Origin of the sequence: Bacillus sp. FJAT-22090, assembly GCF_007676755.1 — a bacterium.
Taxonomy (GTDB): domain Bacteria; phylum Bacillota; class Bacilli; order Bacillales_A; family Planococcaceae; genus Psychrobacillus.
Window position 1 is genome coordinate 31,760 of record NZ_VEBK01000021.1, and the last position, 16,817, is coordinate 48,576.

Sequence of the window (16,817 nt, forward strand, 5' to 3'; positions counted from 1 at the left end):
TTATAACAGTTGCTAATTCATTGCAACTAGTAATAGAGCATGATATACTACGTTTAGAGCAATGGATACATTTTGTGTGAAGACTCTTCAGCTTTAATTGGAGAGTACTTTTTTTTGAACATAACGGTTTGTTGAAGTAGTATGTTAAATCACTCATTAACGAACCGCTCGGCAAAAGACCGGGCTTTCCCTTTATATAAGACCCCTCTGAACTGTAAACCACAGAGAATTTTAAGTAACGGAAACGTTCCTCGTATAGGCTCGAATTTGCCGCAATTTCATCTGAAAATGTAACCATTTGTCAAAACAAAAGAAAAAGGAGATTAAAATTTTGACAAATTTTTCAGAATTAAATATTAGTGCTTCTACATTAAAATCCGTGCAACGTATGGGATTTGAAGAAGCGACACCAATCCAAGAAGGTACTATTACACATGCTATGGAAGGCCGCGATATTATTGGCCAAGCACAAACAGGAACAGGTAAAACTGCCGCTTTTGGTATCCCTATGATTGAAAAAATTGATACAAAAAACCCTAATATACAATCACTAATCATCGCTCCAACACGTGAACTTGCAATCCAAGTTTCGGAAGAGCTTTATAAATTAGGATACGATAAAAAAGTTCGTCTTCTATCTGTTTATGGTGGTCAAGAAATTGGTCGTCAAATTCGTGCCCTAAAAAATAAACCACAAGTAATTGTCGGTACACCAGGTCGTATTCTTGACCATATTAATCGCCGTACATTGAAACTTGACCAAGTGGAAACACTTATTTTGGACGAAGCAGATGAAATGCTGAACATGGGCTTCATCGAAGATATCAACACAATTTTGGAAAGTGTTCCTGCAGAACGTCAAACATTATTGTTCTCAGCTACAATGCCAGGTCCAATTCGTAAAATTGCAGATAAATTCATGAAAGATCCAGTAGAAGTAAAAATCAAATCAAAAGAAATGACTGTTGAAAATATTGAACAGTTTTTCGTAAAAGCGCATGAGCGTGAAAAATTTGATGTTTTATCTCGTATTCTAAATGTTCACCAACCTGAACTTGCAATTGTTTTTGGTCGTACAAAACGTCGTGTAGACGAATTAGCTCACGCACTTAGCATCCGTGGTTACCTTGCAGAAGGAATTCATGGTGATTTAAGCCAAGCGAAACGTATGTCTGTATTAAAACAGTTCAAATCCAATAAAATTGACATCCTAGTTGCTACAGACGTTGCAGCACGTGGATTAGATATTTCTGGCGTAACACATGTTTATAACTTCGATATTCCACAAGACCCTGAAAGCTATGTTCACCGTATTGGACGTACAGGTCGTGCTGGGAAATCCGGTATCGCTGTAACTTTCGTAACTCCAAGAGAAATGGGTTACTTACGTATCGTTGAAGATACTACGAAAAAACGTATGACTCCACTTCGTCCACCAAGTTCAGATGAAGCGTTAATCGGACAACAACGTGTTGCGATTGACACATTATCTGAAATTGTGGCTAAAAATGATTTAGGCGACTACCGTACACTAGCTGCGGAAATGCTTGAAAAGTTTGAAGCGGTAGATGTAATTGCTGCAGCTTTAAAATCAATGACAAAAGAGCCAGATGATACTCCGATCTCTATTTCGGAAGAACGTCCATTACCAGCTCGTAGAGAGCGTAGTGGTGGTGGAGGACGCAGCGGTGGCGGTGGTTACAAAGGTAATCGCAGCGGCGGCGGTCGTAGTTCATCATCAGGACGCGGAGGAAGCGATCGCGGATCTTCACGTTCAGGTGGAGGATCACGTCCAAGTGGCGCACGTCGTAGCAGCGGTCCACGTGACGGCTCTACTCAACGTAGCACTAGAACTCGTTCACCACGCAACGAAAACTAATCAAACATGTATAAGGATGAATTTCGCATTTCGATGCGGGTTCATCCTTTTTTCATTGTTAGAGCTCTATTGGGGCCCCCGTCAATGACAATGAACCAATTATTTTTTATAGCTTTTACTAATAATCATCTCGCCTCATCCGAAGACAGCTAAAAGAGTACTAATAGAATAGCAAACGAAAAATAATATTACAGTTTTTGAAACATTTTGTCGTTGAAATCGTATACAATGACAGAGAAGAGGTGCTAAATATGAGAAATGAACCAATTAATAGAATATCTGAAAAAGGTCTGCGTGTATGGAGGATATATGGTGTTTTTCAAACGCTAATTGCCTTTTTGATTGGTATAGGTATAAGTGTCGTAAATTTCTTTACCGGTGAATACATATGGTTGTACATAGTGGTGATGGCTGTTGTGCTACTAATAGCATATTTATTAATTTATTTATTTCCAAGAGTTCGGTGGATGCGATGGCGATATGAAGTTCGTGAACAAGAGATAGAATTACAACATGGTTTATTTGTTGTGAAACGGACGTTAGTCCCAATGGTTCGCGTGCAACATGTAGATACGGAACAAGGACCAATTTTAAGAAAATATGATTTGGCGTCTATTACAATTTCTACAGCTGCAACTAATCATACGATACCAGCACTTATTACTGCGGAAGCAGATGAACTTCGTGCCAGAATTTCTGTGCTTGCAAGGGTGGCGGAAGACGATGTCTAAAGAAAAATATACATTGCATCCAATATCAGCAGTTATTAATTTCGTAAAAGTATTAAAAGAAATGATCATACCGCTAGTGGTGGTGTTCGCGGTCAATGGATTCGGCGGAAGTGGGGATTCTGGTAGTTGGTCATCTTATATTACATATGGTATTTACGGAGTTGTTCTTATCTTTTTGTTAGTTAGTGGGATTATAAAATGGAAACGATTTAGGTATTGGTTTGAAGAGCAGGAATTACGTATAGAGTATGGGTTATTCGTAAAGAAAAAGCGATACATTCCTTTTGAACGTATTCAAAGTTTGAATTATACAGAAGGTATTTTCCATAGACCATTTGGACTTGTAAAGGTAAAAGTAGAAACTGCTGGTGGGGGTCCAACAAAAGAAGCGGATGCAGAGCTGACAGCCATTACGAAAATCGCCGCTGATCAGATTAAAAATGAAATGCTACAGGCAAAAAATAAACTACAGGTAGATTTAGATGAAACAAAGGAATTAGAACAACTAGTAAACACAGAAAAACGATCAATTTTCAAGATGTCAGGAAAGGACTTATTTGTATTAGCAAGTACGTCTGGAGGAGTAGGAGTGTTTTTCTCGGGGCTGGCGGTGTTCGCCTCTCAATTTTCAAATGTAATTCCTTATGAAATGATATACGATGAAATCGTAGTGTTTATTAGGTTTGGAGCATTAATTATAGCATTAGCCGTTTTTGTCGTAGTGTTAACCGCTTGGATTTTTTCCGTCATTCTTACATTTATTAATTACTACCAGTTTACGATTAAGGTAGAAGACGATGAGATTATTATAACTAGAGGTTTACTAGAGAAGAAGAAAATAACGATTCCTCTTTCTCGAATTCAAGGAATCCGGGTTGTGGAAAATCCGCTGCGTCAGTTAATGGGATATGCCACTGTGATTGTCGATAGCGCTGGGGGTTCCTTAGCAGAAAAAGATGAAAAGATCCGACTACTTCCGCTAATTAAAAAAACAGAAATCATTCCGACTTTAGCTAACATATTCCCAGAGCTTCAACTTGAGCCTGTTTTTACAAAAGTCCCGAAAAGATCAAGAAAGTATTTCTACCGATTGGATTATATTTGGATGATTCCAGTTGCAGGAGCTGTTAGTTACTTTTTTTATCCATTTGGATTATTCTCGCTGCTGTTATTTCCAATAAGTTATGGGTATGGAATCTGGCAACAAAGGACAGCGGGGTTTTATATGAACACACATCAGTTGGTCGTACAATATCGACTATTTAGCAAAGTTACTGTCTGGATGGAAAAAAGGCGAATCCAATCCATGACGGAACGCACAACATTTTTTCAAAGAAGAGCAAACGTTTCGTCTATTATTACAACGATTAAATCGGGGGTGACGGGTACATCTACAACGATCCCACATATCGAAAAAACAGATGCTGAAATGCTTTTGAGTTGGTATGAACCGAACCGAAAAAACGATATAGAAAAAGAACAGCCACTAGAATAGGGCTGTTCTTTTTACTTCACAGACTTCAGTTTGCTTTTGCGTTTTCTCCACGCAGCAATTCGTTTCGGATGAAAATAAATAATTCCTATAACGAATCCCGTTATTAAACCTGCAATATGAGCTGTTGCATTAATATTTGATTGAAGAAATGTCATAATAACACCAATGACGATAATAGGAACAATGATTTGTTTGAGCTGAGGTAACAAATTTTTCGTATAATAAACTAAAGCTCCAAATGCACCTAACATGCCGTAAATAGCTCCACTTGCACCGACACTCTGATAATCCCAACTATGAATTAAATAAGTAGCGACGTTTCCTACAAGACCTGCTAACAAATAAATAGTTAAAAAGCGCGCTTTTCCAGCAATTTGCTCTAGCTCTGGACCAAATAAGAACAACGAAAACATATTAAATAACAAATGCATAATCGTCGCGTGTAAAAACATCGGAGTAATTAAACGCCAATACTCCCCTTCACTAATTAGAAGATTAAAGCCGATACCGAATCTAAATAAAGGCTCTCCTAAAATTGGGATATTGGTCAAAATATAAATGACGATATTTAATGCCAGTAAAGTAGAAACGACTGGATAGAGTGTAACATATTGTTTAAAATTTTCTCTTCTCGTAAACATTATTTCACCTCAAATTTTCTACTAATAGTATAGCCTGTAATAACTTCATTTGGAAAGGAGAAACATTTCATGATTACTGGGATAGGATTAGACATCACAGAACTAACAAGAATTAAAACAATAAAAAAGAAAACTACAAAATTTGAGGATCGTATACTAACGAATAAAGAAAAAATGCAAATGCAATTGCTATCAGAACAACGACAAATCGAGTTTTTAGCCGGAAGGTTTGCAGCAAAAGAAGCATTTTCAAAGGCGCTAGGAACGGGAATCGGAAAAGAATGTAGCTTTCATGATATTGAAATTTTTCGAGAAAATAATGGGAAACCAAGTTTATATTTTAAAGGAAACCCGGTTAATGGCTTTGTTTCAATCACTCATACAAAAGAATATGCAGCTGCCCAAGTAATTCTCCAATCATAACCGGTCGTCCAACTACATACAATGAACGAACGCAGTGATAATAGAAAGGATGGACTGATTGAAAAGCCGAGTGGCTAAAATGTTATTTGTATTAGCAATGATGATCATGGTACTTTCTGCATGTGGGGCCGAGTCAAAAGAAGACGTATTAAAAAAACTGAGTAATAAGTGGGTGGATGCAAAAGGATACGAGTTAACTGCGGAGATGAGTATTTTAACTGGTCAAGACCCAAGAGTGTATGATGTGGAAGTTTGGCATACAAAGCCTGATTTTTACAAAGTCAAAGTGTCCGATGCAAATGCTGAAAACACGCAAATGATTGTTCGTAATACAGAAGGAGTTTTTGTTGTAACACCGGCACTTAACAAAACGTATAAGTTCCAAAGCAATTGGCCAGCGGAAAATAGCCAAGCATACTTAATTGGTTCTCTTGCGCAAGACATTAAAAAAGATAAATCTTCTACGTTTAAAGAAGAAGGAAATAACTATGTATTTGAAACAAAAACAACGAATAATCATAAAAACATGTTGCCTTCCCAAAAGATTTATATCGACAAAAAGACTTTATTGCCAAAAGAAGTTTCGATATTAAATGAAAATAAAGAAGAACAGATCCATATCAAATTTAAACAAGTATCCCTTGGGAAAACGCATGCTGCAGGGGAGTACAAAATAGATTCAACGCCAACCGGTAAAACTGAGGGGGACACTGTAGAGGCATCTGCAGAAATGGATAACCCTGAATTTGAAACACATTATCCAGTGATCCAATGGGATAATGTTCACTTAATCGATGAAAAAGTAATGAATGCAGAAGATGACAAACAAGTTGTTTTGACATTTAGTGGTGACAAGGAATTTACTATTATTCAACAGCTAAGTGATCCAAGTGTATCCTCTACTATTCCAGTATTTGCACCGGGTGACCCAGTAGATTTAGGTGTAGCTATCGGGGCAGTAACAGACCAATCACTTTCTTGGGAACAAGATGGAATGTCGTTTTTCATTGCATCTTCCACTTTGAGTAAAGAAGAGATGATTGAAGTAGCGGCATCTATGACAATAGCTGGACTAAAATGATTTTTTATTTGACGATGGCTTCCTTCGAGTAGGATAATAGGTTAAATCAAACTGAGGGAAAAAGAGGGAAGTCACATGTCGCAGACATACTACCGACCAACATATATCCAAATAAATTTACAAGCAATTCGCTCCAATATTAAACGCTTGAAAGAAACATTGGCGGAGAACACAGAAATAATGGCAATAGTAAAAGCAAATGCGTATGGACATGGTGCGGTTGAAATCTCAAAAGCTGCTCTCGAAGCGGGTGCTTCCTGCCTGGCAGTAGCTTCTCCTGAGGAAGCCTTGCAGTTGAGAAATGCAGGAATAACTGTAGATATACTTGTTCTAGGAGCTTCCCCCATTTCTTTTTTACAGGAAGCTTCAGAACGAAATATCACCTTAACAGCATATTCATTAGAATGGCTACATGCTACTCGTCATTTTACAGATTCTTTTAAAGTGCATATTAAAATAGATAGTGGCATGGGAAGAATTGGTATAGTACATGAACAAGAATTACTCAAGGCATTAGCCTTTATTCAAGAAAGAGAGTGGATAGAGGTAACAGGGGTCTATACGCATTTTGCGACCGCTGATGAAGAAGGGGAAGAGCACTTTAAAAAGCAAGTAGCAACATTCGAACGATTGCTTCAATTGTTCGAAAAAAGACCATCCGTCGTGCACACGTCGAATAGTGCTGCTGCTCTTAGGTACTCATGTCAAAACTATGATGCTGTACGTTACGGTATATCGATGTATGGAATTGCTCCATCTCCCTGGATGGATGAAAGTCTTCCGTTTTCTTTAGAAAAAGCACTTTCCCTACATACAGAGGTAGTGCATGTGAAGAAAGTAAGCAAAGGTACTACGATTGGCTATGGTGCGACATACACAGCCAAGTCGGATGAATGGATTGCAACGCTTCCGATTGGTTATGCAGATGGGTTACTTAGAAAGCTGCATAGCCAATCAGTGTTAATAAAAGGAAGAAGAGTTCCGATTATAGGTAGAATTTGCATGGATCAATGTATGATTCGTTTGGATGAACAGGTAGATATCGGTGAAAAAGTTGTGTTGCTAGGGAAACAAGTGAAGGAAGAGATTAAAATAGAAGAATGGGCAAACGCTTTGCAGACAATACCATATGAAATTTGTTGTACCTTTTCTAACAGACTCCCTAGATTATATAGTAAATAATAATTCGACAAAACTCGTACTTAATGCATGATTTGTCTAACCATTTCTTATAATGTCTTTTATTATGCCTCTAGTAATGGTAAGATTAAGTATATTGTCATATAGGGAAATGTTTTGTCGGAGGTGTTTGCTGTGGTAAGTGATAAAAAGAAAAAGGAAGCGATAATAGAGCTTCCGAAGCAAATAGTTAATGAAGGAGTAAAGATTGTTAAACAATCATTAACTAGTGAAAGTATCGTTCGTGTCCAAGCAAATGAATATGTTAAGAAAGGCCAGGCAAATCTTATAAGAGAAGCGATGATGAAAGGTTATGTTGAAATGTCTCATATAAACTTATCCATCTGTTCGGAATGTTTACATGCAGAATATGAAGCACAACATACGACAGAGCGACTCGTAAGTGGAGGATGAAAATTTGATCGTAAAACGTGGGGACGTTTTTTTTGCAGATTTGTCACCAGTAATCGGGTCTGAACAAGGTGGAACCAGACCCGTTTTGGTGATACAAAATGATATAGGAAATCGATTCAGTCCTACTGTCATCATTGCGGCAATTACTGCACAAATTCAAAAAGCAAAATTGCCTACACATGTGGAAATCAACGCGAAGCAGTATGATTTTGAACGCGATTCGGTTATCTTGTTAGAACAATTGCGTACGATAGATAAGTCTAGGTTAACGGATAAAATTACACATTTGAATGAAGACGTCATGTGTGAGGTAGATCATGCTTTAGGTATTAGCTTAGGAATAGTAAAATTTTAATACATAGACAAAACGCAATGTGTAACCGACAAATACGCATTGTGTTTTTTAATTTTTGCTAGTAAAGTTGGTAATTTCTACTGAATCATGTTTAAAAGATGTAAATCACTTCACTATTCGTTACAATATAGATACTAATATTTATATGAGGAGATGTACTCGTAAAGATGAACAAACAGATTGCAGCATACATTCATGAAAATATTGATGAAATATTAGAAAGATGGAAGGCATTGATGGAGGATGACAAGGATGATCGTTTCTTTCAAGTCATGTCTAACCAAGTCATTGATAATACGGTGCATGAATTTGGAGACCTGATGATTTCTAGTTTAACAGAAGGTGAAGAGACATATGATGGCAAACTAAATGATTTTTCAGTCCAAATTGTTCGCTATGGCTGGTCAATGTCATTCGTGTTAAGAGCATTAACAAACTTTACAGAAGTAATTTACGAAAAAATGGAAGAAGTAGGATTTTTAAATGAAAGTAATTATAAATCATTTAGAGAAGTGTTGACTAAATGGATTACACCACTTAATCATAGTGTTGTAGATGCATACTCTAAAGTTTGGGAAAAAACAGTAGACTTACAAAAAATAGCATTGCAAGAACTTTCCGCATCACTTATTCCGGTGTTCGATAAAATTTCTGTTATGCCTTTAGTTGGAACAATTGATACAGAGCGTGCCAAGCTCATCATGGAAAATTTACTGCAGGGTGTGGTAAAACATCGAGCGGAAGTTGTATTGCTCGATATTACTGGTGTTCCAGTGGTAGATACAATGGTTGCTCATCACATTATTCAAGCGGCAGATGCTGTTCGGTTAGTGGGTGCAAAATGTATGCTTGTTGGCATTCGACCAGAAATTGCACAAACCATTGTAACACTTGGTATAAATTTAAATGATTTTACTACAACTAGCACCTTGCAAAGAGGAATGGAACAAGCACTTGCATTAACGAATAGAGCAATAGTAGAGGTGGACTTATCATGATAACAAGGATTCCAATTTTAAAATTAAGAGATTGTTTAATCGTTTCTATCCAATGGGAGTTAGATGATCAAACCGCTATAGCTTTTCAAGAAGACTTGTTGGCCAAGTTGCATACCACAGCAGCTAGAGGGGTGGTATTAGACTTGACTCCTATCGATTTCATTGATTCATTCATTGCGAAAGTGCTCGGCGATGTAATTAGTATGTCAGGCTTAATGGGAGCAAAAGTTGTCATTACCGGTATTCAACCTGCCGTTGCAATCACGCTGATTGAACTAGGTATTAGGCTAGAAAATGTCGTAACGGCCCTAGATTTAGAAAATGGATTGGAAAAATTAGAACGAGAATTGGAGGACTAATCCATTATGAACATTAAGTCTTCTGTTGATATTATAACGGAGTGGGACATTGTTGCTGCTCGACAGCTTGGAAGAAATGAAGCGAAAGATGTAGGCTTTGGAACAGTTGACCAAGCGAGAATTACAACGGCAATCAGTGAGCTTGCTCGCAATATTTATTTATATGCAGGGAAAGGTAACATAGAAATAAAGCAAATTGCAGAAGGCAATCTTAAAGGATTATTAGTTATTGCATCTGACAAAGGACCGGGTATATCAGACGTTCGTAAAGCAATGGAAGATGGCTATACGACATCGGGTGGACTAGGAGCTGGCTTACCTGGAGTAAAGAGGCTCATGGACGACTTTAAGGTTGAAACAATTTTAGGGGAAGGTACGACAATTAGTGCAACCAAGTGGATGAGGTAGGAGGTAAAATGAAGAATGCCTCAAGAATTTAAGAAGCAATATAAGGAAATTTTAGAAAAGTATATTCTGAAACAAACTGAGCATAATTTGTATGAAGGCCAAAATATTAGTAAACAATTGATCCAAAAGAATATCTCTCCTGAAGAAGTCATCAGTATCCATAAAGCATCTTTAGAAGAGCTAATGTTGGAGTTACCAGGCGATGTATGGCATTCTTTTGATTTATTAATAGAGGTAATGGTCCGTTATGGACTAGCCTTAAAAGAACATCAAACTTTACTACAAAAGCAGCATGATTTAAAAATGGAGATGGAGCTTGCTGCGAATGTACAGCAAACTTTACTCAAAACCACAGTGCCAAAAGTAATTGATTTAGATATTGGTATTATTACCGTACCAGCCAAAGAAATGAACGGAGATTATACCCACTTTTTACATGACAACACTACAGTAGGTATCGCAGTAGCAGATGTCATCGGGAAAGGCATCCCGGCAGCTCTTTGCATGTCTATGATTAAATATGGTATGGACAGTTTGAATGGGGCAGAGACGAATCCAGTAATTGTGTTGGACGTCATCAATCGAATCGTAGAGAAAAGTGTTAGCGACTCAATGTTTATTTCTATGTTTTATGGAAAATATGATACATCAAAAAGCGAGTTTACATATGCTTCTGCTGGACATGAACCACCCCTTTTTTACTGTGCCAAATCATGCAGTTTTTCAGAGTTACAAGCAAAAGGTCTATTGTTGGGTGTTATTCCGAATGTAAAGTATGAACAACATTCAATCATACTTGATAAAGGTGATTTTATTGTGATGATGACGGACGGCGTAACAGAATGTCGTTCAAAAGAAGGTTTTATAGAACAAAAAACTATCATGGATATTATTGAGAGCGTAAGAGATCTATCTGCACAGGAAATGGTAGAATACGTGTTTCATAAATTAGAAGAGCTACAAGACTTTGAACAACGAGATGATTTTACGCTTGTCATTTTCAAAAAAGTTTAACCTTATAAACAGCAATATGTTCAAATGCCAAGGTAAAAATGTTTAGCGAGGGCTAATTGGTGGTATAGAAAACTATATAGGGAAAACGGGGGATAAATGAATGAACATTTCGGTTGAATTACATCAAGAAGATATGCAAAAAGTACAAGGTATTATTAGAGGAGAGATTGATGCATTTACAGCACCGATCCTTAGAGAAAAATTAACGGAGATTAATTTAAAAGAAAATCTTCAAGTGATATTAGACTTAACGGATGTATCATATATGGACAGTACCGGTTTAGGTGTTTTTGTAGGCTTTTATAAGAGCGTAAACGCATCAAACGGTCATATGGAGTTAACTGGTCTTTCATCTCGTTTAAAACGATTGTTTGATATTACTGGTTTAGGAGAAATAATGGATATTCAGACAATTAGTGAAGAGGTGAAAATAGATGAAACCGTTTGATTATGTTGAAATTCGAGTGCCGGCAAAGCCACAGTATGTAAGTGTAGCTCGTCTAACTATTTCGGGTTTGGCAAATCGCATTGGATTTACGTATGATGATATAGAAGACTTGAAAATAGCAGCAAGCGAAGCGATTACTAATGCTGTTCAGCATGCCTATAAAGCTGATGAAGACGGCGAAGTTGTGATCGGTTGCGCTTTATATAAAGAAAAAATGGAAATCATGGTAGCAGATCATGGGAAAAGTTTTGACTTTGAAGAAACGAAAGCAAAAGTGGGTCCTTATCAAGAGTCCGAAGAAATCTCATTTTTAAGGGAAGGCGGGCTTGGTTTATACTTGATCGAGACGTTAATGGATGAAGTAAAAGTCCATCACCAAGAAGGTGTAACTGTATTTATGACGAAGCATGTCGGAGTAGAGCAGGTGGATGGTAATGTCAAACACATCTCTTCCTAACAAGCAATCAAAAGAAAAGATTCTAGAATGGATAAGTGAATACCAACAGACGGAAAGTGAAGAAGCCCAGACTAATCTGGTTTTGAACTACACTAGGTTGGTCGAATCTATTTCTAGGAAGTACTCTAACGGCAAGTCCCATCATGAAGATATTGTTCAAGTAGGGATGTTAGGATTACTAGGGGCAATTAGAAGATATGACCCGACTTTCGGTAAAAACTTTGAGGCATTCGCTATTCCGACCATTATTGGGGAAATTAAAAGATTTCTTCGGGATAAAACGTGGGCAGTCCATGTGCCTAGAAGGATAAAAGAGCTAGGTCCCCGAATAAGAGCAGCAGCTGAAGCGTTAACGGTTGAATTACAACGCTCCCCTTTAGTACCAGAAATCGCCGACTACTTGAGTGTGGAAGTAGAAGATGTACTAGAAGCGATGGAAATGGGGAAAAGTTACCAAGCATTATCAATGGATCATTCACTAGAATCTGATTCAGATGGAAGCACGATTACGTTATTTGATGTAATTGGAAAGGCAGACGGAGAGTTTGAAAAAACCGATCAACGTTTACTCGTTGCCAATGCCCTTGGTATTTTGTCTGACCGAGAAAAAGAAATAATTCAACTTACATACATGGAGCAGCTGAGCCAAAAGGAAACAGGAGATCGACTCGGTATTTCTCAAATGCATGTTTCAAGAATTCAGCGAAAAGCTATAAAAAAATTGCAAGAGGCAATATTAGCGTCAGGTGGAGTAGTGAAGTGAAGGATTTTTCAAGCGAGAAAGTAGAGTTGCTAGTATTTCAAGAAGCCAAGACGGGTAATTTAGAATCAGGGGATTCCTATTATGTATCTAGAAATAAAGACTTTATGCTTTGTGCGATTGCAGATGGGCTAGGAAATGGTCCTGTTGCAAAAGAGTCGGCGGATATTATTCCAGAAATATTAGAGCAATACCCCGAAGAATCATTAGATGAATTATTATTACGTTGTAACGAACGAATGGTTCAAAAAAGAGGCGCGGCTGTCGCCATCGTAAAAATAGATTACAATGTGCAAACTATATCCTATAGTTGTGTAGGAAATATTAAATTTTATATGTACCAACAAGAAACAGATAAAATGATATATCCTTTACCTGTTATGGGGTACTTGTCTGGAAGAAAACAAAAAATAAAGACACAAACTTACTCCTATATGAAAAATGATTTATTTTTACTTCATTCTGATGGAGTGAACATGAACAGCCCAAAACAAACAATAAAAAACTCACACAATGCCAAATGCCTTTATAATTCTGTGCTGAATGTAATTGAACATGGCGATGATGCTACATTTATAGTAGGAAGCTTACTCTAGAACATAAGAGTAAGCTTTTTTATGTTAAAATTAAAGTAAAGTTTTAGGTAGTTGTCACAGGTACTGAATTGAGATGGATGCAAATCAAACTCAATTGGAAATGGTGACAAAATACTGCCAAGGAATTTAATTGGAAAAGGGTGTGTTTGTTTTGGAAAACAAGAAAATGCTTCAGCTCGTTTCTAAAGAAACAGGAGTAAAATCATCACAGGCCGAACAGGTTATAAAGTTATTAGAGGAAGGAAATACCGTTCCTTTTATCGCGCGTTATAGAAAAGAACAAACAGGCTCTTTAGACGAGGTTCAAATAAAAGCAGTAGAAGATCGCTACAACTACATACAACAATTAGAACAACGTAAAGAAGAAGTAATTCGATTAATCGATGAACAAGGGAAATTAACAGAAGAATTGAGAGCTTCCATACAGAATGCAACAGTTCTTCAACGTTTAGAAGACCTGTATCGCCCCTACAAGCAAAAACGTAGAACAAAAGCTACAGTGGCAAAGGAGAAGGGCTTAGAACCACTTGCTAATTTATTGATGACTTTCCCGAAAGAGTCCCTCTCCGTTTTAGCAGAAGACTTCTTGAACGAAAAATTAGAAGTACTTACGGTAGAAGATGCTCTTCAAGGGGCTCGGGATATTCTAGCAGAACAATTTGCAGATGATGCAAAAAACCGTGAGCAAATACGCAATATTTCACGCACAGATGGAATGATCATCTCTTCAGTAAAAAAAGCAGAACTAGACGAGAAAAATGTATTTGAAATGTATTATGAATATGAAGAACCAGTGAAAAAAATTGTACCTCATCGCATTCTGGCACTTAATCGTGGTGAAAAAGAAGATGTACTAAAAGTGAGTCTTCATACACCGGTAGATAAAGTAATGACAATTATGCAAATTAGATGGATACCTAATCATTCATCAAGTGAAGCGATAGAACAAGTAAAACTGGCAATCGAAGACTCATATAAACGACTCATACAACCATCTGTGGAACGTGAAATTCGCGCCGAGCTTACTGAAAAAGCGGAAACACAGGCAATCCATATTTTTTCAGAAAACTTGCGTAACCTTTTACTCCAACCACCACTAAAGGGAAAAGTAATTCTTGGCGTGGACCCTGCGTATCGAACGGGCTGTAAACTGGCGGTGGTAGATGACACAGGTAAGCTGTTAGAGGTATCCGCTATCTATCCACACGCACCTAAAATGGATGTAGTGGGTTCAAAAAAGAAAGTTCTTTCTTATTTGAAAAATTATCCAATTTCTCTAATTGCAATTGGGAATGGTACTGCTTCTCGCGAAACGGAGCAATTTATTGTAGATTGTTTGAAAGAAGTGGACGGGGAAGTTGCATATGTTATTGTTAACGAAGCTGGAGCCAGTGTATATTCGGCTTCCGAAACAGCCAGACATGAGTTTCCTGATTTACAAGTAGAACAACGAAGCGCAGTATCAATTGCAAGAAGACTGCAGGATCCACTTGCTGAACTTGTAAAAATTGATCCTAAAGCGGTTGGTGTGGGGCAATATCAACATGATGTATCACAAAAAAAATTATCCGAGTCACTATCCTTTATAGTAGAAACTGCTGTTAACCAAGTTGGCGTAAATGTGAACACGGCATCTGCATCTCTTTTACAATATGTTTCGGGCTTATCGAAAACAGTTGCGGAAAACGTCGTGAACTTGCGAAACGAGCAAGGGAGATTCACGTCGAGAGCACAATTAAAGAAAATTCCTCGCCTAGGTGCTAAAACATACGAACAAGCAATAGGGTTTTTAAGAGTGCCAGATGCAAAAAATCCATTCGATGCTACGGGAATTCATCCGGAGAGTTATAAGGCGGCTGAACAAGTTTTAGAAATTGCTTGCTTGAAAAAAGAGCAAATAGGTTCTAAAGAAGCAGAAGAAGCTTTAAAAAACATTTCTATAGAGGAAGTCAGTAAAGAATTAGAAATTGGTGAAATCACGTTGAAAGACATTGTAGATACACTTATCAAACCAGCACGTGATCCGCGAGAAGCCTTTCCACAGCCTATTTTAAAAACGGATGTACTTAAATTGGAAGATTTAAAAGCAGGAATGGAACTCCAAGGAACTGTTCGGAATGTAGTTGATTTTGGTGCCTTTGTCGACGTGGGTGTTAAACAAGATGGACTTGTCCATATTTCAAAACTGAAAAAAGGTTTTGTGAAACATCCACTCGATGTGGTTTCACTAGGCGACATTGTTACAGTTTGGGTAGACCAGTTCGATGCGAACAAAGGGAGAATTGCTCTGACAATGCTTCCACCAGAACAACAAGTGTAACTAATTAAGAGTTGTCCAGGACTAGTCTAGTCATTGGACAACTCTTCTCAATAGGAGAGAAAAATAATGACAGATCAACAATTGACTGAACTAATTTGTAATATATCAGAAGATGTTTTTAGAAAAGACTTTCAACATAGAGCATTTTTTAATAAACGTTTGCGTACTACCGGTGGAAGGTATATGTTAAGAACGCATCATATAGAAGTTAACCCACTTGTTTTAGAAAAACATGGGATGGAAGAATTGATTGGGGTAATTAAACATGAGCTTTGTCATTATCATTTACATATAGAAGGAAAAGGCTATAAACACCGAGATGCTGATTTTAGAGAACTGTTAAAAAGAACGAATTCTCCAAGATTTTGCTCTCAATTGGTTGAACGCAATGAGCGTACTCAAACTAAAAACTATACGTATCAATGTATAAAATGCTCGTTGCAATATAACCGAAAAATTCGTTTAAACACGCTCAAATACAGATGTGGCAAGTGTTTGGGAAATCTTATTTTAGTTTCTTCAAAAAAAGTTAAATAAATTTCATAAAAGTAGTTGACGTTTTATAAAAGGGTCTTTATAATAGAAAAAGTCGAGAAGAACAAAACGACAAAAATTATTCCGAAGTAGCTCAGTGGTAGAGCAATCGGCTGTTAACCGATCGGTCGTAGGTTCGAGTCCTACCTTCGGAGCCATTTATATGGCCCCTTGGTCAAGCGGTTAAGACACCGCCCTTTCACGGCGGTAACACGGGTTCGAATCCCGTAGGGGTCATTTCTATTTTTAATAAAAGTTTTTAAGGTCCCGTGGTGTAGCGGTTAACATGCCTGCCTGTCACGCAGGAGATCGCCGGTTCGATCCCGGTCGGGACCGCCATGTTGGGGTATAGCCAAGCGGTAAGGCAACGGATTTTGATTCCGTCATGCCCTGGTTCGAATCCAGGTACCCCAGCCATTTTTCTTGCGAGCCATTAGCTCAGTTGGTAGAGCATCTGACTTTTAATCAGAGGGTCGTAGGTTCGAATCCTACATGGCTCATCAAATTGTTATTGACAAACTTACTCAATGAGAGTAAAATAGGCTTTGTTCCAATTAATAACTACGCGGTCGTGGCGGAATGGCAGACGCGCTAGGTTGAGGGCCTAGTGGGGGATAACCCCGTGGAGGTTCAAGTCCTCTCGGCCGCACCAAAGCACATATGCGCCCGTAGCTCAATTGGATAGAGCGTCTGACTACGGATCAGAAGGTTGTGGGTTCGACTCC

The 16,817-nt window shown here is 37.9% G+C and carries 19 protein-coding genes and 6 tRNA genes; 24 read left to right on the forward strand and 1 reads right to left on the reverse strand.

All coding sequences use genetic code 11. From position 1 onward, the window contains the following. Nucleotides 1-331: 331 nt before the first annotated feature. From cshA to FS486_RS18395, 3 genes are all read left to right on the forward strand, one after another. The gene (cshA, locus tag FS486_RS18385; RefSeq protein ID WP_144513657.1) at nt 332-1,879 is read left to right on the forward strand and encodes a degradosome RNA helicase CshA; all 1,548 of its coding nucleotides are present in this window, start codon (nt 332-334) and stop codon (nt 1,877-1,879) included. A 251-nt stretch (nt 1,880-2,130) separates the two neighbouring features. Further along, nucleotides 2,131-2,610, forward strand: a complete 480-nt coding sequence (locus FS486_RS18390; protein WP_144513659.1) for a PH domain-containing protein — start codon at nt 2,131-2,133, stop codon at nt 2,608-2,610. After that, nucleotides 2,603-4,105, forward strand: coding sequence for a PH domain-containing protein (locus FS486_RS18395; protein WP_144513661.1), 1,503 nt, complete (start codon nt 2,603-2,605; stop codon nt 4,103-4,105). Before FS486_RS18390 ends, FS486_RS18395 begins: the two co-directional genes overlap by 8 nt. An 11-nt stretch (nt 4,106-4,116) precedes the next feature. Here FS486_RS18395 and FS486_RS18400 read toward each other — a convergent pair whose 3' ends face one another. Then, entirely contained in the window at nt 4,117-4,746 is a 630-nt protein-coding gene (locus tag FS486_RS18400) for a rhomboid family intramembrane serine protease (RefSeq protein ID WP_144513663.1), read from the reverse strand. Between the two features lie 69 nt (nt 4,747-4,815). Between FS486_RS18400 and acpS the strand changes: the two genes are divergently transcribed. The 21 genes from acpS to FS486_RS18505 all read left to right on the forward strand — a co-directional run bounded on the left by acpS (nt 4,816) and on the right by FS486_RS18505 (nt 16,744). Further along, a complete protein-coding gene (gene acpS / locus FS486_RS18405) occupies nt 4,816-5,169 on the forward strand; it encodes a holo-ACP synthase (protein WP_144513665.1) in 354 nt (117 codons plus the stop codon). Between the two features lie 58 nt (nt 5,170-5,227). Then, nucleotides 5,228-6,250 carry a LolA family protein gene (locus tag FS486_RS18410; RefSeq protein WP_144513667.1) on the forward strand — a complete coding sequence of 341 codons (1,023 nt, stop codon included), beginning with the start codon at nt 5,228-5,230 and terminating at the stop codon, nt 6,248-6,250. A gap of 75 nt (nt 6,251-6,325) precedes the next feature. Then, nucleotides 6,326-7,432 (forward strand): alanine racemase, encoded by a 1,107-nt coding sequence (gene alr / locus FS486_RS18415; RefSeq protein WP_144513669.1) that lies wholly within the window; start codon nt 6,326-6,328, stop codon nt 7,430-7,432. Nucleotides 7,433-7,564: 132 nt separating this feature from the next. Continuing rightward, nucleotides 7,565-7,843 (forward strand): transcriptional regulator, encoded by a 279-nt coding sequence (locus tag FS486_RS18420; protein ID WP_260858157.1) that lies wholly within the window; start codon nt 7,565-7,567, stop codon nt 7,841-7,843. 4 nt (nt 7,844-7,847) lie between these two features. Further along, the gene (locus FS486_RS18425) at nt 7,848-8,198 is read left to right on the forward strand and encodes a type II toxin-antitoxin system PemK/MazF family toxin (protein WP_144513673.1); all 351 of its coding nucleotides are present in this window, start codon (nt 7,848-7,850) and stop codon (nt 8,196-8,198) included. A 167-nt stretch (nt 8,199-8,365) separates the two neighbouring features. Continuing rightward, a complete protein-coding gene (locus FS486_RS18430; protein ID WP_144513675.1) occupies nt 8,366-9,196 on the forward strand; it encodes an STAS domain-containing protein in 831 nt (276 codons plus the stop codon). Beyond that, nucleotides 9,193-9,555 carry an STAS domain-containing protein gene (locus tag FS486_RS18435; RefSeq protein WP_144513677.1) on the forward strand — a complete coding sequence of 121 codons (363 nt, stop codon included), beginning with the start codon at nt 9,193-9,195 and terminating at the stop codon, nt 9,553-9,555. Before FS486_RS18430 ends, FS486_RS18435 begins: the two co-directional genes overlap by 4 nt. 6 nt (nt 9,556-9,561) lie before the next feature. Then, nucleotides 9,562-9,963 (forward strand): anti-sigma regulatory factor, encoded by a 402-nt coding sequence (locus tag FS486_RS18440; protein WP_144513679.1) that lies wholly within the window; start codon nt 9,562-9,564, stop codon nt 9,961-9,963. A gap of 15 nt (nt 9,964-9,978) precedes the next feature. After that, nucleotides 9,979-10,977, forward strand: coding sequence for a PP2C family protein-serine/threonine phosphatase (locus FS486_RS18445; protein ID WP_144513681.1), 999 nt, complete (start codon nt 9,979-9,981; stop codon nt 10,975-10,977). Between the two features lie 100 nt (nt 10,978-11,077). Beyond that, nucleotides 11,078-11,425 (forward strand): anti-sigma factor antagonist, encoded by a 348-nt coding sequence (locus FS486_RS18450; RefSeq protein WP_144513683.1) that lies wholly within the window; start codon nt 11,078-11,080, stop codon nt 11,423-11,425. Next, nucleotides 11,412-11,882 (forward strand): anti-sigma B factor RsbW, encoded by a 471-nt coding sequence (gene rsbW, locus FS486_RS18455; protein WP_144513685.1) that lies wholly within the window; start codon nt 11,412-11,414, stop codon nt 11,880-11,882. The genes FS486_RS18450 and rsbW overlap by 14 nt, the downstream gene beginning before the upstream one ends. Further along, entirely contained in the window at nt 11,860-12,645 is a 786-nt protein-coding gene (gene sigB / locus FS486_RS18460) for an RNA polymerase sigma factor SigB (protein ID WP_144513687.1), read from the forward strand. The genes rsbW and sigB overlap by 23 nt, the downstream gene beginning before the upstream one ends. Further along, complete coding sequence (locus FS486_RS18465; protein ID WP_260858158.1) at nt 12,642-13,238, forward strand: PP2C family serine/threonine-protein phosphatase; 597 nt, start codon at nt 12,642-12,644, stop codon at nt 13,236-13,238. Before sigB ends, FS486_RS18465 begins: the two co-directional genes overlap by 4 nt. Before the next feature lie 151 nt (nt 13,239-13,389). Beyond that, nucleotides 13,390-15,558 carry a Tex family protein gene (locus tag FS486_RS18470; RefSeq protein WP_144513689.1) on the forward strand — a complete coding sequence of 723 codons (2,169 nt, stop codon included), beginning with the start codon at nt 13,390-13,392 and terminating at the stop codon, nt 15,556-15,558. Between the two features lie 66 nt (nt 15,559-15,624). After that, nucleotides 15,625-16,095: a SprT family protein gene (locus FS486_RS18475; RefSeq protein WP_144513691.1), complete on the forward strand. Its 471-nt coding sequence runs from the start codon at nt 15,625-15,627 to the stop codon at nt 16,093-16,095. 80 nt (nt 16,096-16,175) lie between these two features. Further along, nucleotides 16,176-16,250, forward strand: a tRNA-Asn gene (locus FS486_RS18480). Nucleotides 16,251-16,257: 7 nt separating this feature from the next. Next, nucleotides 16,258-16,329, forward strand: a tRNA-Glu gene (locus tag FS486_RS18485). Between the two features lie 26 nt (nt 16,330-16,355). Further along, nucleotides 16,356-16,431, forward strand: a tRNA-Asp gene (locus FS486_RS18490). 3 nt (nt 16,432-16,434) lie between these two features. Further along, a tRNA-Gln gene (locus FS486_RS18495) sits at nt 16,435-16,509 on the forward strand. Between the two features lie 10 nt (nt 16,510-16,519). Beyond that, nucleotides 16,520-16,592: transfer RNA gene (locus FS486_RS18500), tRNA-Lys, on the forward strand. A gap of 65 nt (nt 16,593-16,657) precedes the next feature. Further along, a tRNA-Leu gene (locus FS486_RS18505) sits at nt 16,658-16,744 on the forward strand. Nucleotides 16,745-16,817 lie beyond the last annotated feature (73 nt).